This is a genomic window from Devosia insulae DS-56, assembly GCF_000970465.2.
Classification (GTDB): Bacteria; Pseudomonadota; Alphaproteobacteria; order Rhizobiales; family Devosiaceae; genus Devosia_A; species Devosia_A insulae.
This window is the reverse complement of record NZ_LAJE02000181.1, coordinates 1-18,067: the sequence shown is the minus strand read 5'-3', so window position 1 is coordinate 18,067 and position 18,067 is coordinate 1. Positions and strand designations below refer to the sequence as shown.

The 18,067-nt window shown below is 63.7% G+C and carries 15 protein-coding genes; 8 read left to right on the top strand and 7 right to left on the bottom strand.

Translation table 11 applies throughout. The features are described from left to right. Positions 1–170 precede the first annotated feature (170 nt). The 5 genes from melA to VW23_RS12655 form a co-directional block, all read right to left on the bottom strand. The gene (gene melA, locus VW23_RS12675) at positions 171–1,538 is read right to left on the bottom strand and encodes an alpha-glucosidase/alpha-galactosidase (RefSeq protein ID WP_069909934.1); all 1,368 of its coding nucleotides are present in this window, start codon (positions 1,536–1,538) and stop codon (positions 171–173) included. Between the two features lie 33 nt (positions 1,539–1,571). Further along, positions 1,572–3,242 (bottom strand): ABC transporter ATP-binding protein, encoded by a 1,671-nt coding sequence (locus VW23_RS12670; protein WP_084646023.1) that lies wholly within the window; start codon positions 3,240–3,242, stop codon positions 1,572–1,574. A gap of 9 nt (positions 3,243–3,251) precedes the next feature. Beyond that, positions 3,252–4,475: an ABC transporter permease gene (locus VW23_RS12665; protein ID WP_084646021.1), complete on the bottom strand. Its 1,224-nt coding sequence runs from the start codon at positions 4,473–4,475 to the stop codon at positions 3,252–3,254. Further along, positions 4,472–5,485 (bottom strand): ABC transporter permease, encoded by a 1,014-nt coding sequence (locus tag VW23_RS12660; RefSeq protein ID WP_069909936.1) that lies wholly within the window; start codon positions 5,483–5,485, stop codon positions 4,472–4,474. The genes VW23_RS12665 and VW23_RS12660 overlap by 4 nt, the downstream gene beginning before the upstream one ends. A 77-nt stretch (positions 5,486–5,562) precedes the next feature. After that, positions 5,563–7,650: an ABC transporter substrate-binding protein gene (locus tag VW23_RS12655; RefSeq protein ID WP_069909933.1), complete on the bottom strand. Its 2,088-nt coding sequence runs from the start codon at positions 7,648–7,650 to the stop codon at positions 5,563–5,565. A gap of 161 nt (positions 7,651–7,811) precedes the next feature. Here VW23_RS12655 and VW23_RS12650 point away from each other — a divergent pair, with 161 nt between their 5' ends. The 4 genes from VW23_RS12650 to VW23_RS12635 all read left to right on the top strand — a co-directional run bounded on the left by VW23_RS12650 (position 7,812) and on the right by VW23_RS12635 (position 10,018). After that, positions 7,812–8,738 carry a helix-turn-helix domain-containing protein gene (locus VW23_RS12650; protein ID WP_069909932.1) on the top strand — a complete coding sequence of 309 codons (927 nt, stop codon included), beginning with the start codon at positions 7,812–7,814 and terminating at the stop codon, positions 8,736–8,738. Between the two features lie 65 nt (positions 8,739–8,803). Continuing rightward, positions 8,804–9,376 carry a LysE family translocator gene (locus VW23_RS12645; RefSeq protein ID WP_069909931.1) on the top strand — a complete coding sequence of 191 codons (573 nt, stop codon included), beginning with the start codon at positions 8,804–8,806 and terminating at the stop codon, positions 9,374–9,376. A 49-nt stretch (positions 9,377–9,425) separates the two neighbouring features. Then, positions 9,426–9,671: an antitoxin MazE family protein gene (locus VW23_RS12640; RefSeq protein ID WP_069909930.1), complete on the top strand. Its 246-nt coding sequence runs from the start codon at positions 9,426–9,428 to the stop codon at positions 9,669–9,671. Beyond that, a complete protein-coding gene (locus tag VW23_RS12635) occupies positions 9,668–10,018 on the top strand; it encodes a type II toxin-antitoxin system PemK/MazF family toxin (protein WP_069909929.1) in 351 nt (116 codons plus the stop codon). Before VW23_RS12640 ends, VW23_RS12635 begins: the two co-directional genes overlap by 4 nt. Here the strand turns inward: VW23_RS12635 and VW23_RS12630 are convergent. Then, complete coding sequence (locus VW23_RS12630; protein WP_069909928.1) at positions 10,015–11,871, bottom strand: DUF5054 domain-containing protein; 1,857 nt, start codon at positions 11,869–11,871, stop codon at positions 10,015–10,017. The genes VW23_RS12635 and VW23_RS12630 overlap by 4 nt on opposite strands. Positions 11,872–11,882: 11 nt before the next feature. Continuing rightward, positions 11,883–12,920 (bottom strand): LacI family DNA-binding transcriptional regulator, encoded by a 1,038-nt coding sequence (locus VW23_RS12625; RefSeq protein WP_244513545.1) that lies wholly within the window; start codon positions 12,918–12,920, stop codon positions 11,883–11,885. Positions 12,921–13,238: 318 nt separating this feature from the next. Here VW23_RS12625 and VW23_RS12620 point away from each other — a divergent pair, with 318 nt between their 5' ends. From VW23_RS12620 to VW23_RS12605, 4 genes are all read left to right on the top strand, one after another. Next, the gene (locus VW23_RS12620) at positions 13,239–14,600 is read left to right on the top strand and encodes an extracellular solute-binding protein (protein ID WP_069909927.1); all 1,362 of its coding nucleotides are present in this window, start codon (positions 13,239–13,241) and stop codon (positions 14,598–14,600) included. 290 nt (positions 14,601–14,890) lie between these two features. Further along, entirely contained in the window at positions 14,891–15,811 is a 921-nt protein-coding gene (locus VW23_RS12615; RefSeq protein ID WP_069909926.1) for a carbohydrate ABC transporter permease, read from the top strand. Beyond that, the gene (locus tag VW23_RS12610; protein WP_055997761.1) at positions 15,808–16,638 is read left to right on the top strand and encodes a carbohydrate ABC transporter permease; all 831 of its coding nucleotides are present in this window, start codon (positions 15,808–15,810) and stop codon (positions 16,636–16,638) included. The genes VW23_RS12615 and VW23_RS12610 overlap by 4 nt, the downstream gene beginning before the upstream one ends. After that, positions 16,638–17,750 carry an ABC transporter ATP-binding protein gene (locus VW23_RS12605; protein WP_069909925.1) on the top strand — a complete coding sequence of 371 codons (1,113 nt, stop codon included), beginning with the start codon at positions 16,638–16,640 and terminating at the stop codon, positions 17,748–17,750. Before VW23_RS12610 ends, VW23_RS12605 begins: the two co-directional genes overlap by 1 nt. Positions 17,751–18,067 lie beyond the last annotated feature (317 nt).

Below are 18,067 nucleotides of genomic sequence, written 5' to 3'. Positions count from 1 at the left end.
GGTCAGGGAGGCGACTGTGCCTTACTGAAGCAGACGGCCCCCTCCCGGCCTCCCCCATGAAGGGGGAGGTGAAGAGTCGAGGCTCTGTCTTCGATTCGTGCCAGGTGAACCGGCGGGGCACCTCCCCCTTCATGGGGGAGGATGGGAGGGGGCCGTCTCAATCAGTACGCTTACGCCACCCGCTGCTTCTTGGCGGGACGGGCCCAGGTGGGGATCCAGTCGCCGTGGGCGGCGAGCAGGTCGTCGGTGAGGTTCCAGATCTGCTCGAGGTCGAGTTCTGCAGCAGTATGCGGATCCATCATCGCAGCGTGGTAGATGTGCTCCTTGTTCTCAGTCATCAGCGCTGCGACGGTGAGTTCCTGCACGTTGATGTTGGTGCGGATCAGCGCGGTGAGCTGCGGTGGCAGGTCGCCGATATAGGTCGGCTGGATGCCTGAGGCGTCGACGAGGCAGGGCACTTCGACGGCGGCGTTGTACGGCAGGTTGGTGATGACGCCGTTATTGCGGACGTTGCCGTAGATGACGCCGGGCTCACCGGTCCACACCGAGTTGACGATCTCGGAGGCGTACTCCTTGCTCTGCTTGACCTCGATGGTGTTGGCCTTGCGGTACTCCTCGGAGGTGGTCTTCCAGCGGGCGATCTGCTCGACGCAGCGCTTGGGATACTCGTCCAGCGGAATACCGAACTTCTCGATGATGTCCTCGCGGCCTTCCTTGATGAAGTACGGGGTGTACTCAGCGAAGTGCTCGGAGCTCTCGGTGACGAAGTACCCGAGGCGCGTCAGCATCTCGTAGCGCACCTTGTTGGGGCAGCGCGGGTTCCAGGTCGGCTTGGGCGCCCTGCCCTCGCGGTAAGCGCGCACCAGGTCCGGATAGAGGTCGCGGTAGGAGCCATCGGGCTGGCGATGCTCGAACTTCAGGTAGAAGGCCATGTGATTGATGCCGGCCGAGCGGTAGCGGATCTCCGAGTACGGAATCTCGAGATCATGGGCCAATTCCATGGCGGTGCCCTGCACCGAGTGGCAGAGGCCGACCTGCTTGATGGTCGGGTACTTCTCGGCAATGGCCCAGGTATTGATGGCCATCGGGTTGACGTATTGCAGCATCACCGCCTCGGGGGCGACTTGCAGCATGTCCTCGCAGATCGACCACAGATGCGGCACGGTGCGCAGGCCGCGCATGATGCCGCCGACGCCGAGCGTATCGGCAATGGTCTGGCGCAGGTTGTACTTCTTGGGCACCTCGAAATCGACGACGGTCGACGGCTCGTAGCCGCCGATCTGGAAGCAGACGACGACGAAATTGGTGCCGTCGAGCGCCTCGCGCTGGTTGGAGAAGGTCTTCACCGTGGCGGGGACGCCGAGGGTGTTCACCAGCTTGCCGGCGATGATGGCGCTCTCTTCGAGGCGCTGCGGGTTGATGTCCATCAGGCGGATCTCGGCGCCGGTCAGCGCCTCGCGCTGCAGGATGTCGCCGACGATGTTCTTCATGAACACCGACGAGCCGGGGCCGATGAAGGTGATCTTGGGGTTGGCCATAAGTCTCTCCGATAGGTCCAGTTCGGCGGCGGATCAGGCCGCGATTTCGAAGGCGGCTCGGACGAGCCGCGATGTGTATTCGGTCTTGGGGTTCTCCAGAACCTCGCTGACCGGCCCCTGTTCGACGATCTTGCCGTACTGCATGACCATCACCCGGTGGCACAGGGCTTTGACGACCTTGAGGTCGTGTGAAATGAACAGGTAGCTGAGGCCCTTCTCCGCCTGCAGCTTGCGCAGCAGCTCGATGATCTGGGCCTGCACCGAGAGGTCGAGCGCCGAGGTCGGCTCATCCAACAGGATGAACTCCGGCTCGAGCGCGATGGCGCGGGCGATGGCCAGGCGCTGGCGCTGACCGCCCGAGAACTCGTGCGGGAAGCGGTTCAGAATGGTGTCGGGCAGCCCGGCATCACGCAGCGCCTGCCGCACCCGGTCCCCTCGCTCGCGGGAGTTGCCGCCAAGCCCGTTGACGACCAGGCCTTCCTCGATGATCTGGCGCACGCTCATGCGCGGGTTCAGCGAGGCGAACGGATCCTGGAAGACGATCTGCATGCGGCTGCGCAGCGGACGCATGGCCTTGCGATCCTTGGTGTCGATGCGCTCGCCATCGAACAGGATCTCGCCACCCTGATTGCCGATGAGGCGGATCAGCGCCTGGCCGAAAGTGGTCTTGCCCGAGCCGGATTCGCCGACGAGGCCAAGGGTCTCGTGCTTCTTCAGATTGAGCGACAGCTTGTCGACGGCGACCAGCTCGAAGAAATCCGGGCTGAAGAAACCGCCACGCTTCAGGGTGAAGGCAACCTTCACGTCCTTGCCCTCGAGCACGGTCGGCGAGTTGGCTTCGATCGGCTTGGCCGAGCCCTTGGGTTCGGAAGCGAGCAAATGCCGGGTGTAGCTATGGCGCGGATTGGCGAACAGCGCCTCTGTGGTGTTGTGCTCCTGAACCCGACCGTTCTGCATGACATAGACGTATTCGGAGAACTGCTTGACGATGGTCAGGTCGTGGGTGATGAGGATCACCGCCATGCCGTACTTGGACTTCAGATCCTTGATCAGGTTGAGGATCTGCGCCTGCACGGTGACGTCGAGCGCCGTGGTCGGCTCGTCCGCGATCAGCACGTCGGGGCGGTTGGCGAGCGCCATGGCGATCATCACGCGCTGGCGCTGGCCACCCGACATCTGGTGCGGATACTGGCGAAGCCGCGCTTCGGGCTCGGGAATCTGCACGTCTTCCAGCAACTGCCGGGCGCGCTTCATGGCTTCGGCGCCCGAGATACGGTTGTGCAGGTGGAGGATTTCGCAGAGCTGGGCGCCGACGGTGTAGATCGGGTTCAGCGAGCTCATCGGCTCCTGGAAGATCATCGACATGTCGTTGCCGCGGAGCTTGCGCATCCCGGCATCGGGCAGCTTCAGGATGTCCTTGTCGCCGAGCGTGATGCGGGACTTGCCGCTGATCGTTGCGCGCCGGGTGAGCAGGCGCATCACCGTGCGGGCGGTAACCGACTTGCCCGAGCCGCTCTCCCCGACCAGCGCGATGGTCTCGCCTTTGTGGAGCTGGAACGAGACATCGCGCACGGCATTGACGATGCCGCCTTCGACCTTGAAATCGACCGCGATGTTGCGGGCGTCGAGGATCAGTTCACGACCGTGGCTGCCCAGGTCGTAGCGCTCCGGCGGCGAGAGATCATTGGTATCGATGGGGCTCATCTCTTCACCTCAATAGGGATCGATGGCGTCGCGGAGGCCGTCGCCGAGCGCATTGAAAGCGAACACGGTGATCAGCACGAAGACGACGGGCGAGAGGATCCAGGGATAGGAGCCGATCACCGAGAAGGTGCCGGTATCCTGCAGCATCAGGCCCCAGGAGATCAGCGGCGGCTTCACGGCGAAGCCGAGGTAGCCGAGGAAGCTCTCGAGCAGCACGACCGAGGGGATGGCGATGGTCACCGCGACGATCAGGTGGCTCGAAACGTTGGGCAGGATGTGACGCAGGATGATGCGCCAGTCGGACGAGCCCACCGCGACAGCGGCGCGCACATACTCGATGCGGGCAAGCGCCAGGGTTTTGGAGCGCACCTCGCGGGCCAACTGGGCCCAGCCGAGCACCGCCATGACGCCGATGACGAAGGCAATGAACACCGGCGAGGGCGCCGTCACCGGGATCAGCGAGGCGAGCGCCAGGTAGAGTGGTAGCTGCGGGAAGGCGAGGACGAGGTCGACGAAACGCTGCACCCAGGCATCGACCCGGCCACCGACATAGCCCGAAGCAATGCCTACGAGCGTGCCGATCGTGGTCGTCAGCAGCACCACCACCAGGGCAATGGTGAGCGAGATCTGCGAGCCAACGATACCGCGCGACAGGATATCACGGCCGAACTTGTCGGTGCCGAGGAAGTGGATCGGCCGGCCGTCGACCGAGCCGAAGAAGTGGATGTTGGCCGGGATGACGCCGAGCAGATTGTAGCGGTGCCCTGGGACAAAGAAGCCGAGCGCAGTGGGGTTGGTCTTGTCCGGACCGGTCATCGGCTGGAAGGTGACGGGGTCGAACTCACCGGTCTCGATGATCGGGTAGACGAAAGGAACAAGGCTGAAGCTGCCATCGGGGGCGCTGAACTCGACGTGGTCGGGCGGCGCGAAGGCGATTTCGGCCCGCTTTGGGTCCATCGGCGCGAAGAAATCGCCAAAGATGGCCATGAGGATCAGCGCGACGGTGAGCACCAGCCCGATCATGCCCATGGTTGAGCGACGGAAGCGCCGCCAGACCAGGGCGGCATAGGTCTCGTTGCCGTGGGCAAAGCGTCCGGTGGGCGTGACAGTCTTTCCGTCGGCCAGTGGGTCGGCCGGCGGCAGCTGGTGCCCGGTGGGGGTGGCGAGTTCGGCAGAGTTGGCGGCGCCGGTTTCGGTGGTCGTGAGGGTCGGCTTGTCGGCGATGGTGCTCATTCGCGGTTCTCCCCGCCAAGACGGACACGGGGATCGACTGCGGCGAGCAGCAGATCGGCGATGATGTTGCCGATGATCAGCGTGGCGGCGAGGACGAGCACGAAGGTGGCGGTGACGTAGACGTCGCCCACGGCCATCGAGCCGACAATGGCCGGCCCGACAGTCGCGAGGCCGAAGACGATGGCGACCTCGATCTCGCCGGTGAGCATGTAGGGCAGCGCCACGCCCTGATAGGCAATGAGCGGATGCAGCGCATTAGGAACGGCGTGCTTCATGATCACGGCGCCCTCCGACATACCCTTGGCCCGGGCAGTCTCCACGTACTGGCTATTGAGCACGTCGAGCAGGTTCGCCCGCATAACGCGCATATTGTAGGCCAAGCCGCCGAAGGTGGCGATGAAGACCACTGGCCAGACGTGCTGCACCAGGTTGACGAACTTGTCCCAGCTCCAGGGCGCGCCTCCATATCTCGAGGAGAAGAAGCTCCCGAGCTCCTGCACGTTCAGCTTGAAGGCGAGGATGTAAATGATGATCAGCGCCAGCAGGAAACGTGGCACGGTCATGCCGAGAAACGAGATGACGCCGAAGGTGGTGTCGATCCAGCTATATTGTCGGGTGGCAGCGATGATGCCCATACCGATGCCAATCACCGACGCGAAGAAGTGACAGGTGAGCGCCAGAAGGACGGTACGCGGCAGGCGCTCCGCCACGACGTCACCGACGGGCTTGTTGTAATAGAGCGAATGGCCGAAATCGAAACGTGTGACGATGCCGGTGATCCAGTTGACGTACTGGACCGGCAGCGGATCGTTGAGCCCGTTCTGCTCGCGATAGATGTCGGCCTGTTTCTCGGCTTCCTCCATCGTTGCCCCACCCTGATTGATGAGCATGGAGCGGATGTAGTCGCCGTAGTCGCCCGGAGGTGCCTGGATGATGCCGAAGGTAACGACGCTGAGAATCAGCAGGACCGGCAGGGCAGCCAGGACACGGGTCACCAGAAAGCGCAGCAGGTGCATTTCAAAAGTCTCCTCCGGTTAGGCGGCAAGGGGGCCGGAGCCCCCTTGCCCGGATTCCGTCAGGTCGGGGATTAGAGTTTCACCGGCCCGGCAGAGCCCGGCTCACCCGGGAGGGTGTCGGGGTGCAGTTCGTAGCCCTGCTGCTTGTCGGCAGGCACGAACACGCGTTCACGGATAATGTTGTCTTCAGCCCAGTTGAACATGAAGATCGGAGCGCCGGCCGGGATATTGGCGAAGCGCTTGTTGATGATCAGAGCACCCGGGTACTGGGTCAGGCCGATACCGAACAGGTTCTCGGTATAGATCTTCTGATAGGTCTTCATCAGGTCGAGGCGCTTTGCGGTGTCATCGGTAGCGATGAACGCATTGACGGTGTCGACCAGATCCTTCTCCCACGGCAGCAGATCCAGCGTGCCATCGGTGCCGGCGCGGTGCGAACCGCTGACCTGCGGGCCAGTCGGCGCGAGCGCCGTCGTATTCTGGACCACGGAGATCAGTTCCGAACCGTTACGGGCAACACGCCAGTCGAACTTGCCCGACTGGTAGGTCGCGTCGTGCTGCGTACCGGTCAGGAAGTTGGCGATGACGCGGATGCCGAGCGGCTCCATCATCGCGATAACGCCTTCGGCGAGGTTCTTGTCGGTCTGGTAGTCCGCGTTGGCGAGGAGCGTGACTTCCACGTCCGCACCGCCGGCGGTACCAGCCGGGAAGTTGACCACGCCATTGCCGTCCGTGTCCTTGAGCCCTGCCTTTTCCAGCAGCGCCTTGGCGTCTTCGAGCGAGTACGGATAGTACACGGTCGAATCCTTGTCGTAGTAGGTCGTGCCGGCATAGAGACCGCCCGGATAGATGGCGGTGAACGGACCCTTCACCAGGGCCTCGCCGAGACGCTGACGATCGAGCGCGTAGGTGACGGCCTTGCGGAAGTCTTCGTTACGGTTCAGTTCGCGGATCGCCTGCTGACGCTCGTCCGGCTCGCCCCAGCCATTGCCGCTGAGGTTCGGGTAGAGCGTGTAGCCGATGGTGCGCGCACCGAAGGCGAGACGGGCAGGAGCGTTCGGATCGGCGGAGCGCTTCAGCGCCTCGACATAGCTTTCGGCCTGCTCGAGGTTGGAGAAGTCGCCGGTACCGGCCACGGCCTGCACGTCACGGTCGGCCCAGGTCGACAGGCGATACTGGACTTCATTGAGATAGGGCAGCTGATTGCCCTGGTCATCGACCTTCCAGTAGTACGGGTTGCGGCGCAGCACGACGATGTCGTCAGGCCGGTATTCAACGGGGACCCAGGCGCCCATCACCGGGATGTTCATGTATTCGGGCTTGATGGCGTTCTTGTACTCGTCGTAGGTGGCGCCGGCCTTGTACTTGGGATGCAGCGGCTTGAAGATGTGCGCCGGTCCGGGGCAGAAGTTGCCGTAAGCCATCTGGTACAGGTACTGGCGCGGGAAGGCTTCCTTGAAGGTCCAGACCAGCGTGTACTTGTCGGGGGCCTCGAGCGTGGTGCCCTCGCCGAACATTTCCGGCGACGCGCCGTTGAGCGGCGTCACATTCGGATCGACGACGTTGTCTTCCCAGTAAAATATGGCGTCTTCCGAGGTGAACTCGACGCCATCCGACCACTTGGCACCTTCGACGAGGTGCATGGTCAGCTTGTGGCCGTCTTCGCTCCATTCCCAGCTCATGGCGAGGTTGGGCATGGGCGCCAGGTCTTCGGCTTTGACCTCATATAGCAACGCCGTACGCGTCAGGCACTCCATGGTGCCGATATCGATGCCGCCCCAGCCCTGTGACTGGCCGGCCATATAGTTCCAGCCTTCCGGCCGGCCGCCGATCACATGGCGCATGACGTCGCCATAGACGCCGATGCCATCGGGCATGTTGGTCGACTTGAATACCATCGGCTCCTTGGGCAGGCGATCGACCAGCGGCGGCAACTTGCCCGCCGCCTCGAAGGCCTTCACGTATTCGGGCTCGTTGTAAGCCGGGAGCGTCCTGTACTCGTAGATATCGCCGATACCGACGAAGTTCGGGGTGCCCTGGGCATCGAATTTCGGCGGATCGGGCGGCGTGGTCGGCGGCACTGTCTGGGCCTGCGCTGCGAGCAGCGACACGCCGAGCAGAAGGCTTGCCCCGCCAAGGGCAAATAGGTGTTTACGCATGTTTCCTCCCTAGGCTCGAGACCGGCACAACACGCACCCGGCGGCAGGCCTCCAACCCACCACCACTTGTCCCAGCCTCAAAAGGGTAGACCTTGCACTAAAGCGAACAATCCGATTATCTGAATGAGTATTTCCGGTTTTTACAGATTGTCGCAGGACCGATGAACGAACATCAGCAGCACTTCCTGCCGGGCAAGCCACGCGAGAAGGCCACCGCCCCGGTGCCACGTCCGGACCGGCGGTTTTACGCGCAGACACAGGCGTTTGGACGCTTCGGCATTCGTTGGTTCGATCCGCAGATCATGCCGGAAGAGCACTTCCACGGTCATATCGAGCTGAACTGGCTGACCACAGGCAGCATGGACTACGTCATCGACGGACGGCCGCTGCGAATCCCGTCGGGCCGGCTGGTGCTGTTCTGGGCCGGCATCCCGCATCAGACCACGGCGATCGACTTTGGGGTGAACCACGACAGCCGGCAGTGCAACGTTTACCTGCCGCTCGACAATTTTCTGCACATGCCGAACCTTGGGCAGCTCACCGAAACGATGATGGGCGGCGGGGTGGTGATGCTGCCGCCCGAGACGATCGGCGCCGACACCCTGACCCGCTGGTACCAGGATTATCGCTCGGGCGATGCCGAGCGCACGGACATCCTCAAGGAAGAGATCGCGCTGATGCTGCGCCGGGCGGCAGTGACCGGTTGGGATATCCTGATGGAACCGTGGATCGAGAGCGTCGGCTCGACGACGCGGGCCGCGTCGCCGCTGCGCTATGTGGTGGCGATGATCCGTCACATCCTCGAAAACCTCTCCGAGCCGCTCAGGGCCGAGGATGTGGCGAAGGTCGTGGGCCTCCACCCCAACTATGCGCTCAACCTGTTCACCGAGGTGATGCGGGTGCCGATGCACAAGTTCGTGGTGCGCATGCGGCTGATCCGGGCACGCTCGCTGCTGTTCGAGGGGAGCCTGTCGATCGAGAACGTGGCGTTTGAGAGCGGGTTTTCGGCGCTGAGCCAGTTCTATGTGCAGTTCCGCAATGCCTATGGGCTGACGCCGCGGCAGATGCGGGCGCATTACCTCAGGTGAGGCTCTTGCGCGCCGGCCGCTGATCGGCTGGACTCACGCGTAGCGCGTATGAGACCCCTACCCCGATGACCGACCCGATCCTGTTCATGCTTGCGGTGCTGACGCTGCTTGGCACGCCAGGGCCGACCAATACGCTATTGGCGACATCGGGCGCGACGGTCGGAATGCGACGGTCGGTGCAGCTGCTGGTGGCCGAGCTCGCCGGCTACCTGATCGCCGTCGGCACGATCCGCATCGTCCTGGGGCCGGTGATCCACAGCTATCCGCTGGTGGGCGTGGCGCTCAAGGCGGCGGTGGTCGCCTACCTGATCTGGACGGCGATCAAGCTGTGGCGCCACAATGCCGGGCTGACGCAAAGCCAGGCGAGCATCGGCATGCAGGCGGTGTTCGTCACCACCCTGCTCAACCCCAAGGCGCTGATCTTCTCGCTCAGCATCATCCCGACCAACCATCCGCAGCTCGCTTGGTACGTGCTCGGCTTCGCCCTGATGGTGCCGCTGGTGGGGTTCGCGTGGATCCTCTTGGGTCGAGCGATCAGGGCGGCTGCCGGCGACCGGCACACCGGCTTGGTGCGCAAGGTCGCCTCGGTAGCGCTGGTCGGCTTTGCCGGCGTGATCGCGGCTTCGGTACTGGGGTAGGTGGACTTTTGAGGTGGTCGCGCCTACGTTACATGTAACGGAGGCCGCGATGGCATCGACAGCGAAGTCCAGCAAGCAACGGGTGCGCGAGCACAGGGCAAGGCTCCGAGCGCAGGGCCTTCGACCAATCCAGATCTGGGTGCCGGATACGCGGAGCGAGGAGTTTCGGCGTGAGGCACACAGGCAGTCTCTGATCGCCGCTCAAAGCCCTACAGAGGCTGAGGATCAGGCCTTCATCGACTCACTGCAGGAGTGGAACGATCCGGACAGCGAGACCTGGCGGAATGAGAAGTGAAGCGGGGCCAAATATGGACCGCTGCCAATAGTACCGAGTACGGACGTAAGCCACGTCCGGTCGTTATCATTCAAGACGATCTCTTCAGTGAAACCAACTCGATCACGATCTGTCCCCTAACGACAGATCTCAGGGAGGTGCCGCTGATGCGCGTGACCGTGGCCCCCACGGTGACCAATGGCCTGATAGCCGAAAGCCAGCTTATGGCGGACAAGATTGCTACCATCCCCCGCTCGAAGCTCGGCAGGCAGATTGGCGAATTGGACTCGGCCGGCATCGGTCGAATGAATTCCGCGATCCGACTGTTCCTCGGTTTGGACGCAGGCAACGAAAGCGAAGCTGTTTAGAGCTCCAGCACGAACCTGGCCTCAAACCGCTCGGCGCCCCACCACATGGGGAAGTTGGTGCCCCATTTGTTGTTGTGGAGGTTGAAGCGCAGGCCGGCGGAGAAATCCGGCGGGCTGGGGTTGAACGGCATGAACTTCGTCGCGGTGGGCGCGACCAGCGGGGTGTCAAGCGGTCGGAGTTCGACGCCGATGGTCCGCACGGCGGCGACCGCCTGCAGTTGACCACCGCCCTTGGTGGCAATGCGGTTCGCCGGCAACCACTGGCCCATTTTCAGGAACTGCCAATCGTGCGCACCCGAGGGCGTGAAGGTGACGAAGCCCGCTTCCGGCATCCGATTGGCGGGCTTGTCGAGCAGCTCGACGGTGATCTCGAGGTGACGGCTGTCGAGAGCGCGGAAGCGGTAGGCGATGCGCGCGGGCGCGCCGAGGGTAGCGTGCGCGGCCGTATCGAGGGTCGCGGCGCCGTCCACCAGTTTCGGGGTGAAGCTCAGGGAGCGCGCCGAGGCGGCCTGATCGAGACCGGGCTTGATGTGATCGAGAATGGCCCACTGCGCGCGGTGCGTCAGGTAGGTGTCCATGTGCGCGGCGACGTCGGACGCGTCGTAGCTCTCGTAGCGATAGCCGAGGAGGCTGCCCCCCTCCCCGCGCAGCTCGACGCCGGCGGGGGAGCGGATGAGGATCACGTCGCCGGTGCTGGGGTCGGTCTCTACGAACCAGCCGCTGCCTTCGATCGTCGGGTCCTCGGCCGCCTCGGCGAGAGCCCGGTCGGCGGGTTCGAGTTCGGCGACCGCGGCATCGAGATAGGCGCGCTGCTCGGCCCAGGAAGCTTCCGAATACTGGAAGCGATAGTCGCCGGCGCGGGCGGTTTCGAAAGTCGGACGGTCCCAGGCCTGGTCGTCGCGCAGGTACGATTTGATGTCGACGCCCCAGGTGTGTTCGGCGACCATGGTGAGGCCACGGCCGAAAGCCAGGCGGCTGGGGGTCAGCCCTTCCTCGGCGAAGCGGTCGTAGAGGCGCTGCAGGTGCAGGAAGCGCTTTAGCTTGTCGGGGTCGGTACCGGCGCCATGGATCCAGTTGTCACCGAGTTCGAGATCGACCACCGGAAACTCTTCGCGGCGGGCCCAAAGGATTTCGCCATAGGCATCGAGGGTCGAGGCAACGACCTCGGTATCGGGGTTATGGCCCTGCAGTTCGCGCCAGGCGTCAACGGTCTGCGGAACGCTTTGCGGACCCATATTGTCATTGGTGTGGGCGAAGCCGAGCCCCTCGTCAAAGCCCTCGGGGAACGAGGTCTCGCCGTAGGATTTTTGATACAGCACAACGATTTCGGCGCCGTCCGGGGCGCGCCAGCGGAAGACGTCGGGAACGTCAGGCGGCGGCGAGGCGGAGTTGACACCGAGGTGCAGGAACCTGACGCCGGCCTCGGCGAGCAGCGGCACGATGCCGATGGTGTGGCCGGGAACGTCCGTCATCTTCGACGCGATGGTCTGTTTGCCGAAGCGCTTGTCGAGCTCCTGACTGTAGCTCAATCCGGCGCGGAACACGGCCGGCGACATCAGCTCGGAATGGGTGGTGAAGGGCAGCGCATGCCAGCGGATCAGGCCGCGATCGATGGCGCGCTCGAGGCGCTGCACGCGTTCCGGGCTTTGCGAATTGAGGTGATCCCAGATCAGCCAGGCCCCGGTGGTCCAGATGAATTTCGGATGTTCGGGATCCTCGGCGAAGAAGTGTTCACCGGTATCGATCGCCTGCGGGATGAAGCGCTCGTGATACTGGGCGCGGACCTTGGCTGCGTGGTCGGTAAAGCCGATGTCGAGGTGGGTCTTGAAGACCAGATGGATCTTGCGGGTCATAACTCTGGCGATCAGCCCACGGTGCCGCGGACGACCAGGCGAGTCGACACGGTTTCGGTGAGCGAGGGTGAGGTGGGGTTCTTGAGGCGGCGGAGGATCAAGCGCAGCAGCGCCTGGGTGCGCTCGGTGAGGTCGAGCTTCACGGTGGTCAGGTTGTAGCTCTTCCAGTGCGACTGGTGGATGTCGTCAAAGCCGACGACTTTGACGTCCTGCGGCACACGCAGGCCGAGCTCGGTGCGCAGCGCATCGATGGCGCCGAACGCGCCGACGTCATTGGCGGCAAAGATCGCATCGACTGGCTCGCCAAGCCGGAACTGGTTCAGCGTCTCGCGATAGGCGGTGTCGTACATGTAGTCGCCCTGGATGAGAATGGGCGGCGGCAGGCCACGCTCTGCGAGGATCTTGCGCACCATGCGCCCGCGCGACTGGGTGGCGAGCGAGTTGGTCTTGCCGGCCAGAAAGGCGAAGCGACGGGCGCCATAGCCCTGCATCAGCGCCACCGCCTGCTCGATGCCGTCGCGCTGCAACACGTCGAGGCGATCGAACAGCGGCGCGGCCTCCTCCTCCGACACCTCCTCGTCGGGGTAGCCGATATAGATCGGCACGGCGCGATCGAGCACGCGGGCGAGCGTGGTGGGGCGAACGTTCTCGGCGTAGGCGATCACCGAATCCGGGTTGAAGCCCTTCATGTAAGTGAGGAGTGTTTCGTCGAGCGACAGGTCATCGCGGGTGCGGAACAACAGCGTCGCGAAGCCCTCGGCCTGCAGCGCCGTAGTCATGGCGTCGAGCTCCTGGCTTTCCCACGGCCCCGAAACATCGGGCACGATGATGCCGACGAGGTGCGAGCGGCCGGTGACCATCGAGCGGGCGGCCATGTCGGGGGTGTAATTCAGCTCCTGCGCCACCTTCAAAATCAGGTCGCGCTTCTCCGGTTTGATCGAGGCATGCGGGTTGAAGGCACGGCTGACCGCAACGCGCGAAACATTGGCGGTGCGAGCCACCATGTCGGCGGTCGCGCGGCTGCGGTTGCGGGTGACCGGATCGCTCAAAAAGGTCTGCCTTGCTGCCCTAGATTGAAATCGTGTGCAAAACTGTTCTGCCGTCCGGTTTTGCATGCTGTCAAGCCGATCCGGCAACGAAACAGCCTAAGCGCCTGATGTTACGGAACAATGACCGGCGTCTGTACGGACGGAACAAACATTCCGTTTTGACGTCATCACGCTGTCATTCGCAACAAGCATTCTGCGGCTTGACGATGAATGAAAGCGTGTTCATTCTGAGATCGTGAGCTGCGGCGGGGAGGATTGACCGTCGCTATCGCCAATTCGGCGCCCGCAATGCGGCGCCACCAAGGGAGGAATTTCGCGATGAGCAATCGCCTGCGCGCCCTGTATCTGGGGCTTGCCACTGCAACTACGATGATCACGCCCGCCTTCGCGGTCGACCTGACGGTGATCTGCCGCTGCGTCGTCGGCGGGGTGAACAGCGAAACCGCCACCTGGATCAAGGACAGCGTGATCCCCGGCTTCACCGCCAAGATGAAGGCCGAGGGCAAGGACGTCACCGTGTCGCTGAACGAGTTCGGCGGCAAGGACGAGCAGATGACCCAGCAGCTGGCGCTCGATTTCTCGACCGGCGCCGGCGCTGACGTTGCGGCGTTCGACGGCTTCCTGATCCCCTCGTTCGTCGAAGGCGGGCTGTTGAAGCCGCTCGACGAAGTGGCCGGCGCCGACGTCAACAGCTGGGAAGGCTGGAGCCACATTTCGGAAGGCGCCAAGTCGCTGATGAGCTATGGCGGCAAGGCCTATGGCCTGGCGCTCGGCACCGATGTGCGCGCCATCTTCGTGCGCAAGGAGTTGCTGAAGTCGGCCGGGCTCGACCCCGATGCCTTCCAGCCGAAGTCCTGGGCCGAGTTGCTCGACGCAGCCCGTGCCATCAAGAAGGCGAACCCCGACTCGTTCCCGCTGCAGCTCAATGCCGGCGTGAACATGGGCGAAGCCACCACCATGCAGGGCTACTACATGGCGATCCTCGGGACGGGCGAAAGCGTCGTCGACGAGAACGGCAAGTACATCGTCGCCAGCCAGGGCATCCTCGATACCCTCAACCTCTACAAGACCATCTATGTGGATGAGCAGCTGGGCGACCAGCGGGCGCAACTGCTCGGCGATGGCCGCAACCGCACCTTCACCAATTTCCGTGACGGCAAGACGGCGCTCCTCGTCGAAGGCGACTGGTTCTTCAACTCGGTGATGGCGCCGGGCGCCGAATTCGGGCTCGAGAACCGCGACGCCGAAGTCACCTGGGCCTCGATGCCGGCGCAGGAGCCGGGCAAGGGCTATCGCGGGCAGGACTATGTGACGGTTTCGGGCGGTACGGGCTTCGTGCTCAACCCCGCCACCAAGAACCCGGCCGAGGCCTGGGCGCTCCTCAGCTACATGAACAGCCAGGAATCGCTGACCGCGTTCCAGGGCTTCCGTGAAGCGCGCCGCATCCGCGACGACGTGGCGACGCCGAACAATGTCTACCTGCAGAAGACGCAGGAAAGTCTGTTGCCGCTGACCACCGCGCGCCCGAACGACCCCAACTACAACAAGGTGTCGGCCGAGATTCAGCGCATGACCGAAAGCGTCGTCTCGGGCGAAGCCAGCCCGGCAGACGCGATGGCCGCCTACAAGGCCGCGGTGATCGCCATCGTCGGCGAAGCCAACACGGTTTCGAAGCTCTAGCTTCGAAGGACGTCCTCCCACGCCCGGCCCTCCCTGAGCCGGGCGCTCCCTGGGAACGCCTCCCCGGCACCCTGTCTGCGGCCGGGGAGGTTCCTTTTTCGATTGGGGTTTGTCACATTGCTTGAAGAGATGAAGCCGCTGGCAGACGGCCCCCTCCCGGCCTCCCCCATGAAGGGGGAGGTGAAGAGTCGGGGCTGTGGCTCGATCGTGCCAGACACTGGATGCGGCACCTTCCCCTTCATGGGGGAGGATGGGAGGGGGCCGTCTGCTTCAGTCAGGAGCAGCGAGGCATGACCAAAAAGAGGAACTTCTCCCTCCTCTCGCATCGCGCAGGCGCGGCTTTCCTCGCGCCCGCCGCAGCGCTGGTTGGCGTCTTCGTCCTGCTGCCGTTCTTCTGGGTGATCTTCGTTTCGTTCACCAACCGGACGCTGTTGGGGAAGACCGCGCTCAGCCCGGATTTCGTTGGGCTGCAGAACTATTTCCAGCTGTTCGACCCGGCGACGTTCTTCACCCGTGGGCAGTTCGGCTTTTCGCTGATCCTCACCACGCAGTTCGTGCTGCTGTCGGCGCTGGTCGGGCAGGCGCTGCTGGGGCTGCTGCTTGCCTGGCTGATGCAGACCATCCCCCCTGCCCTGAAGCGGATCGTCGAAACCGCCGTCATCGCGGCCTGGATCCTGCCGGAGGTGGTGATCGGCTTCGCGTGGTTCGCCTTCCTCGATTACGACAACGGTACGCTGAACATGATCCTCAGGGGGCTCGGGCTGCCTGCGGGAGATTTCCTGCTGCAGCAGCCGTTCTGGGTGATCGTCATCTTCAACACGTGGCGCGGCGCCGCCTTCTCGATGATGCTGTTCAACTCGGCCTTCGCCTCGATCCCGCCGAGCTATTTCCAGGCGGCCGATGTGGCCGGCGCCTCGAGCTGGCAGAAGTTCCGCGATATCGGGCTGCCGCTGATCCGCGGCCATGTGGTCACCGACCTGATCCTCATCACCATGTGGACGTTCAACGTGTTCACGCCGTTCATCCTGACCAATGGCGGGCCGAGCTACCGCACGGAACTCCTGTCGATCTACAACTACCGCATCGCCTTCCGGGAGTTCGACTTCGGCAAGGGCGCGGCAGTGGGGGTGATCATCATGCTGATCAACCTCATCTTCGCGCTGATCTACCTGTCGTTCGGCCGCAAGAAAGCCAAGGCGGTGGAAGAATGAGGCTGAGCTTTCCGCAACTGCTCGCCCGCATCGGCTTTTCGGCGCTGGCAGCGATTATCGGCATCCTGTTCGCGCTGCCGCTGATCTGGTTCATCTTCGCGCCGTTCAACGCACGGGCGGAACTCGGCATCGCCATTCCCGACCCGTGGACACTGCAGAACTTCCTCACGGTGTTCGGCAACGGCTTTGCCATGCGCGGGCTGCTCAACAGCCTGATCCAGAGCGTCGGCGGGGTGATCCTCGTCGCAGCGGCGGCGACGCTCGCGGCCTATGCGCTGAGCCGCTCGTCGATCCCCGGCAAGAGCATCGTCACCTATGTGCTGCTGCTGTTCTCGTCGGTGGTGTCGGGGACGGCGGCCATGGTGCCAATCTTCCTGATCGTCTCGTCGGTCGGGCTGATGGACACCCATATCGCGGTGATCCTGGTGTTCGCCGGCGGGCTGCTGCCGACCGCAATGTTCATTCTCCGCGATTTCATCGACGGCATTCCCAAGACCTATGAGGAAAGCGCCATGGTGGCGGGCGCGTCGCCGGTGCAGGCGTTCTTCGATGTGGCGCTGCCGGTGATCCGGCCGGGCATCGTGGTCGTGGTGGTGTGGGCCTTCGTCAACATCTGGGGCTCGTTCCTGATCCCCTTCATCCTGTTGCGCTCGGATGACCTGATGCCATCGTCGGTCGCGATCTACTCGTTCTACTCGGAGGCGGGGACGCCGATCGTGACGCTGCTCGCGGCCTATTCGCTGATCTACTCCCTGCCCGTCGTCGCCCTCTATCTCTTCGTCAGCTGGAAGTTCGGCTTCCGCTTCTTTGGTGGAATCAAAGCGTAATGGCCTCGGTCGAATTCCAGAACGTCACCAAAACCTTCGGCACCTTCAATGCCGTCTCGGACATCAGTTTCAAGGTCGCGGACGGCGAGTTCATCTGCCTGCTCGGCCCATCGGGCTGCGGCAAGACCACCAGCCTGAGGATGATCGCCGGGCTCGAAACCCCAAGCTCGGGCAAGATCATGATCGGTCCCGATGACGTGACGCACCTGCACCCGAAGGATCGGCAGATCTCGATGGTGTTCCAGGATTATGCGCTCTACCCGCACATGAACCTCGCCGACAACATCGCCTACCCGCTGAAGGTGCGGGGCGAGAGTGTCGAGAAGCGGCACAAGCGGGCCAAGGAAGTGGCCGACGTCTTGAAGATCGGCGATCTGCTCAACCGGCTGCCGAGCCAGATCTCGGGTGGGCAGCAACAGCGCACCTCGCTGGCGCGGGCACTGGTCTATCCGAGCCGGGTGTACCTGTTCGACGAACCGCTTTCCAACCTCGACGCGAAGCTTCGGCTGGAAGCGCGCGGCTTCCTCAACCACCTGCAGCGCGACATGGGAATGACGGCGGTCTACGTGACGCACGACCAGGCGGAAGCAATGGCGCTGGCGACGCGCATTGCGGTGATGGATCGCGGCCGCATCGTGCAGTTCGCGCCGCCGATCGAGATCTATCGCCGGCCGGCGACGACGTTCGTCGCCAACTTCGTCGGCAACCCGCCGATGAACATGATCCCGGTCGAGGGTACGATCGAGGGCGAGCGGCTGCAGCTGCGCGCACACGGCGTGCTGGTGCGAGACCTGCCGATCTCCTCGGGGATCAAGGCAGCGCTCGGCAAGGGCGCCGGGCTGACGCTCGGGGTGCGTCCGGAGCACCTGAGCATGGGCACGATCAACGACGTCAACATGGTCAGCGGCAAACTGTTCGCCAACGAGAATATGGGTCCCGAAAAGCTGGTGACCTTCGAGCGCCAGGACGGCGGTCGGGTGACGGCGCGGATCTTCACCGACGACGCCGTCGAGACGAGCGAGAACGTGGCCTTCACCTTCGACGGCGCGCACGCGACGCTGTTCGACGCGGAGGGCAACCGCATCCCGGCGGATGGAGAGATGCCGCTGTGAGCATCGTGGCTCACCCCTCATCCGGCGCTGCGCGCCACCTTCTCCCCGACGGGGAGAAGAATGCGCTGCGGCCCAATCGGGGCACCATTCCTCTCCCCGTCGGGGAGAGGGTGGATCGGCCGAAGGCCGAGACGGGTGAGGGGTCTCACCCATGACCCAGATCGTAAGGGTCAATGTCACTCGCGCCGACCAGGCGAAAGACCCCTATTTCTACATCCCGGTCACCGTCCCTGCAGGCACCACGCGGATCGATGTGACGCTGGCCTATCCCAAGGCGGATGACTGCGTGATCGACCTCGGGATGTTCGATCCGGGGA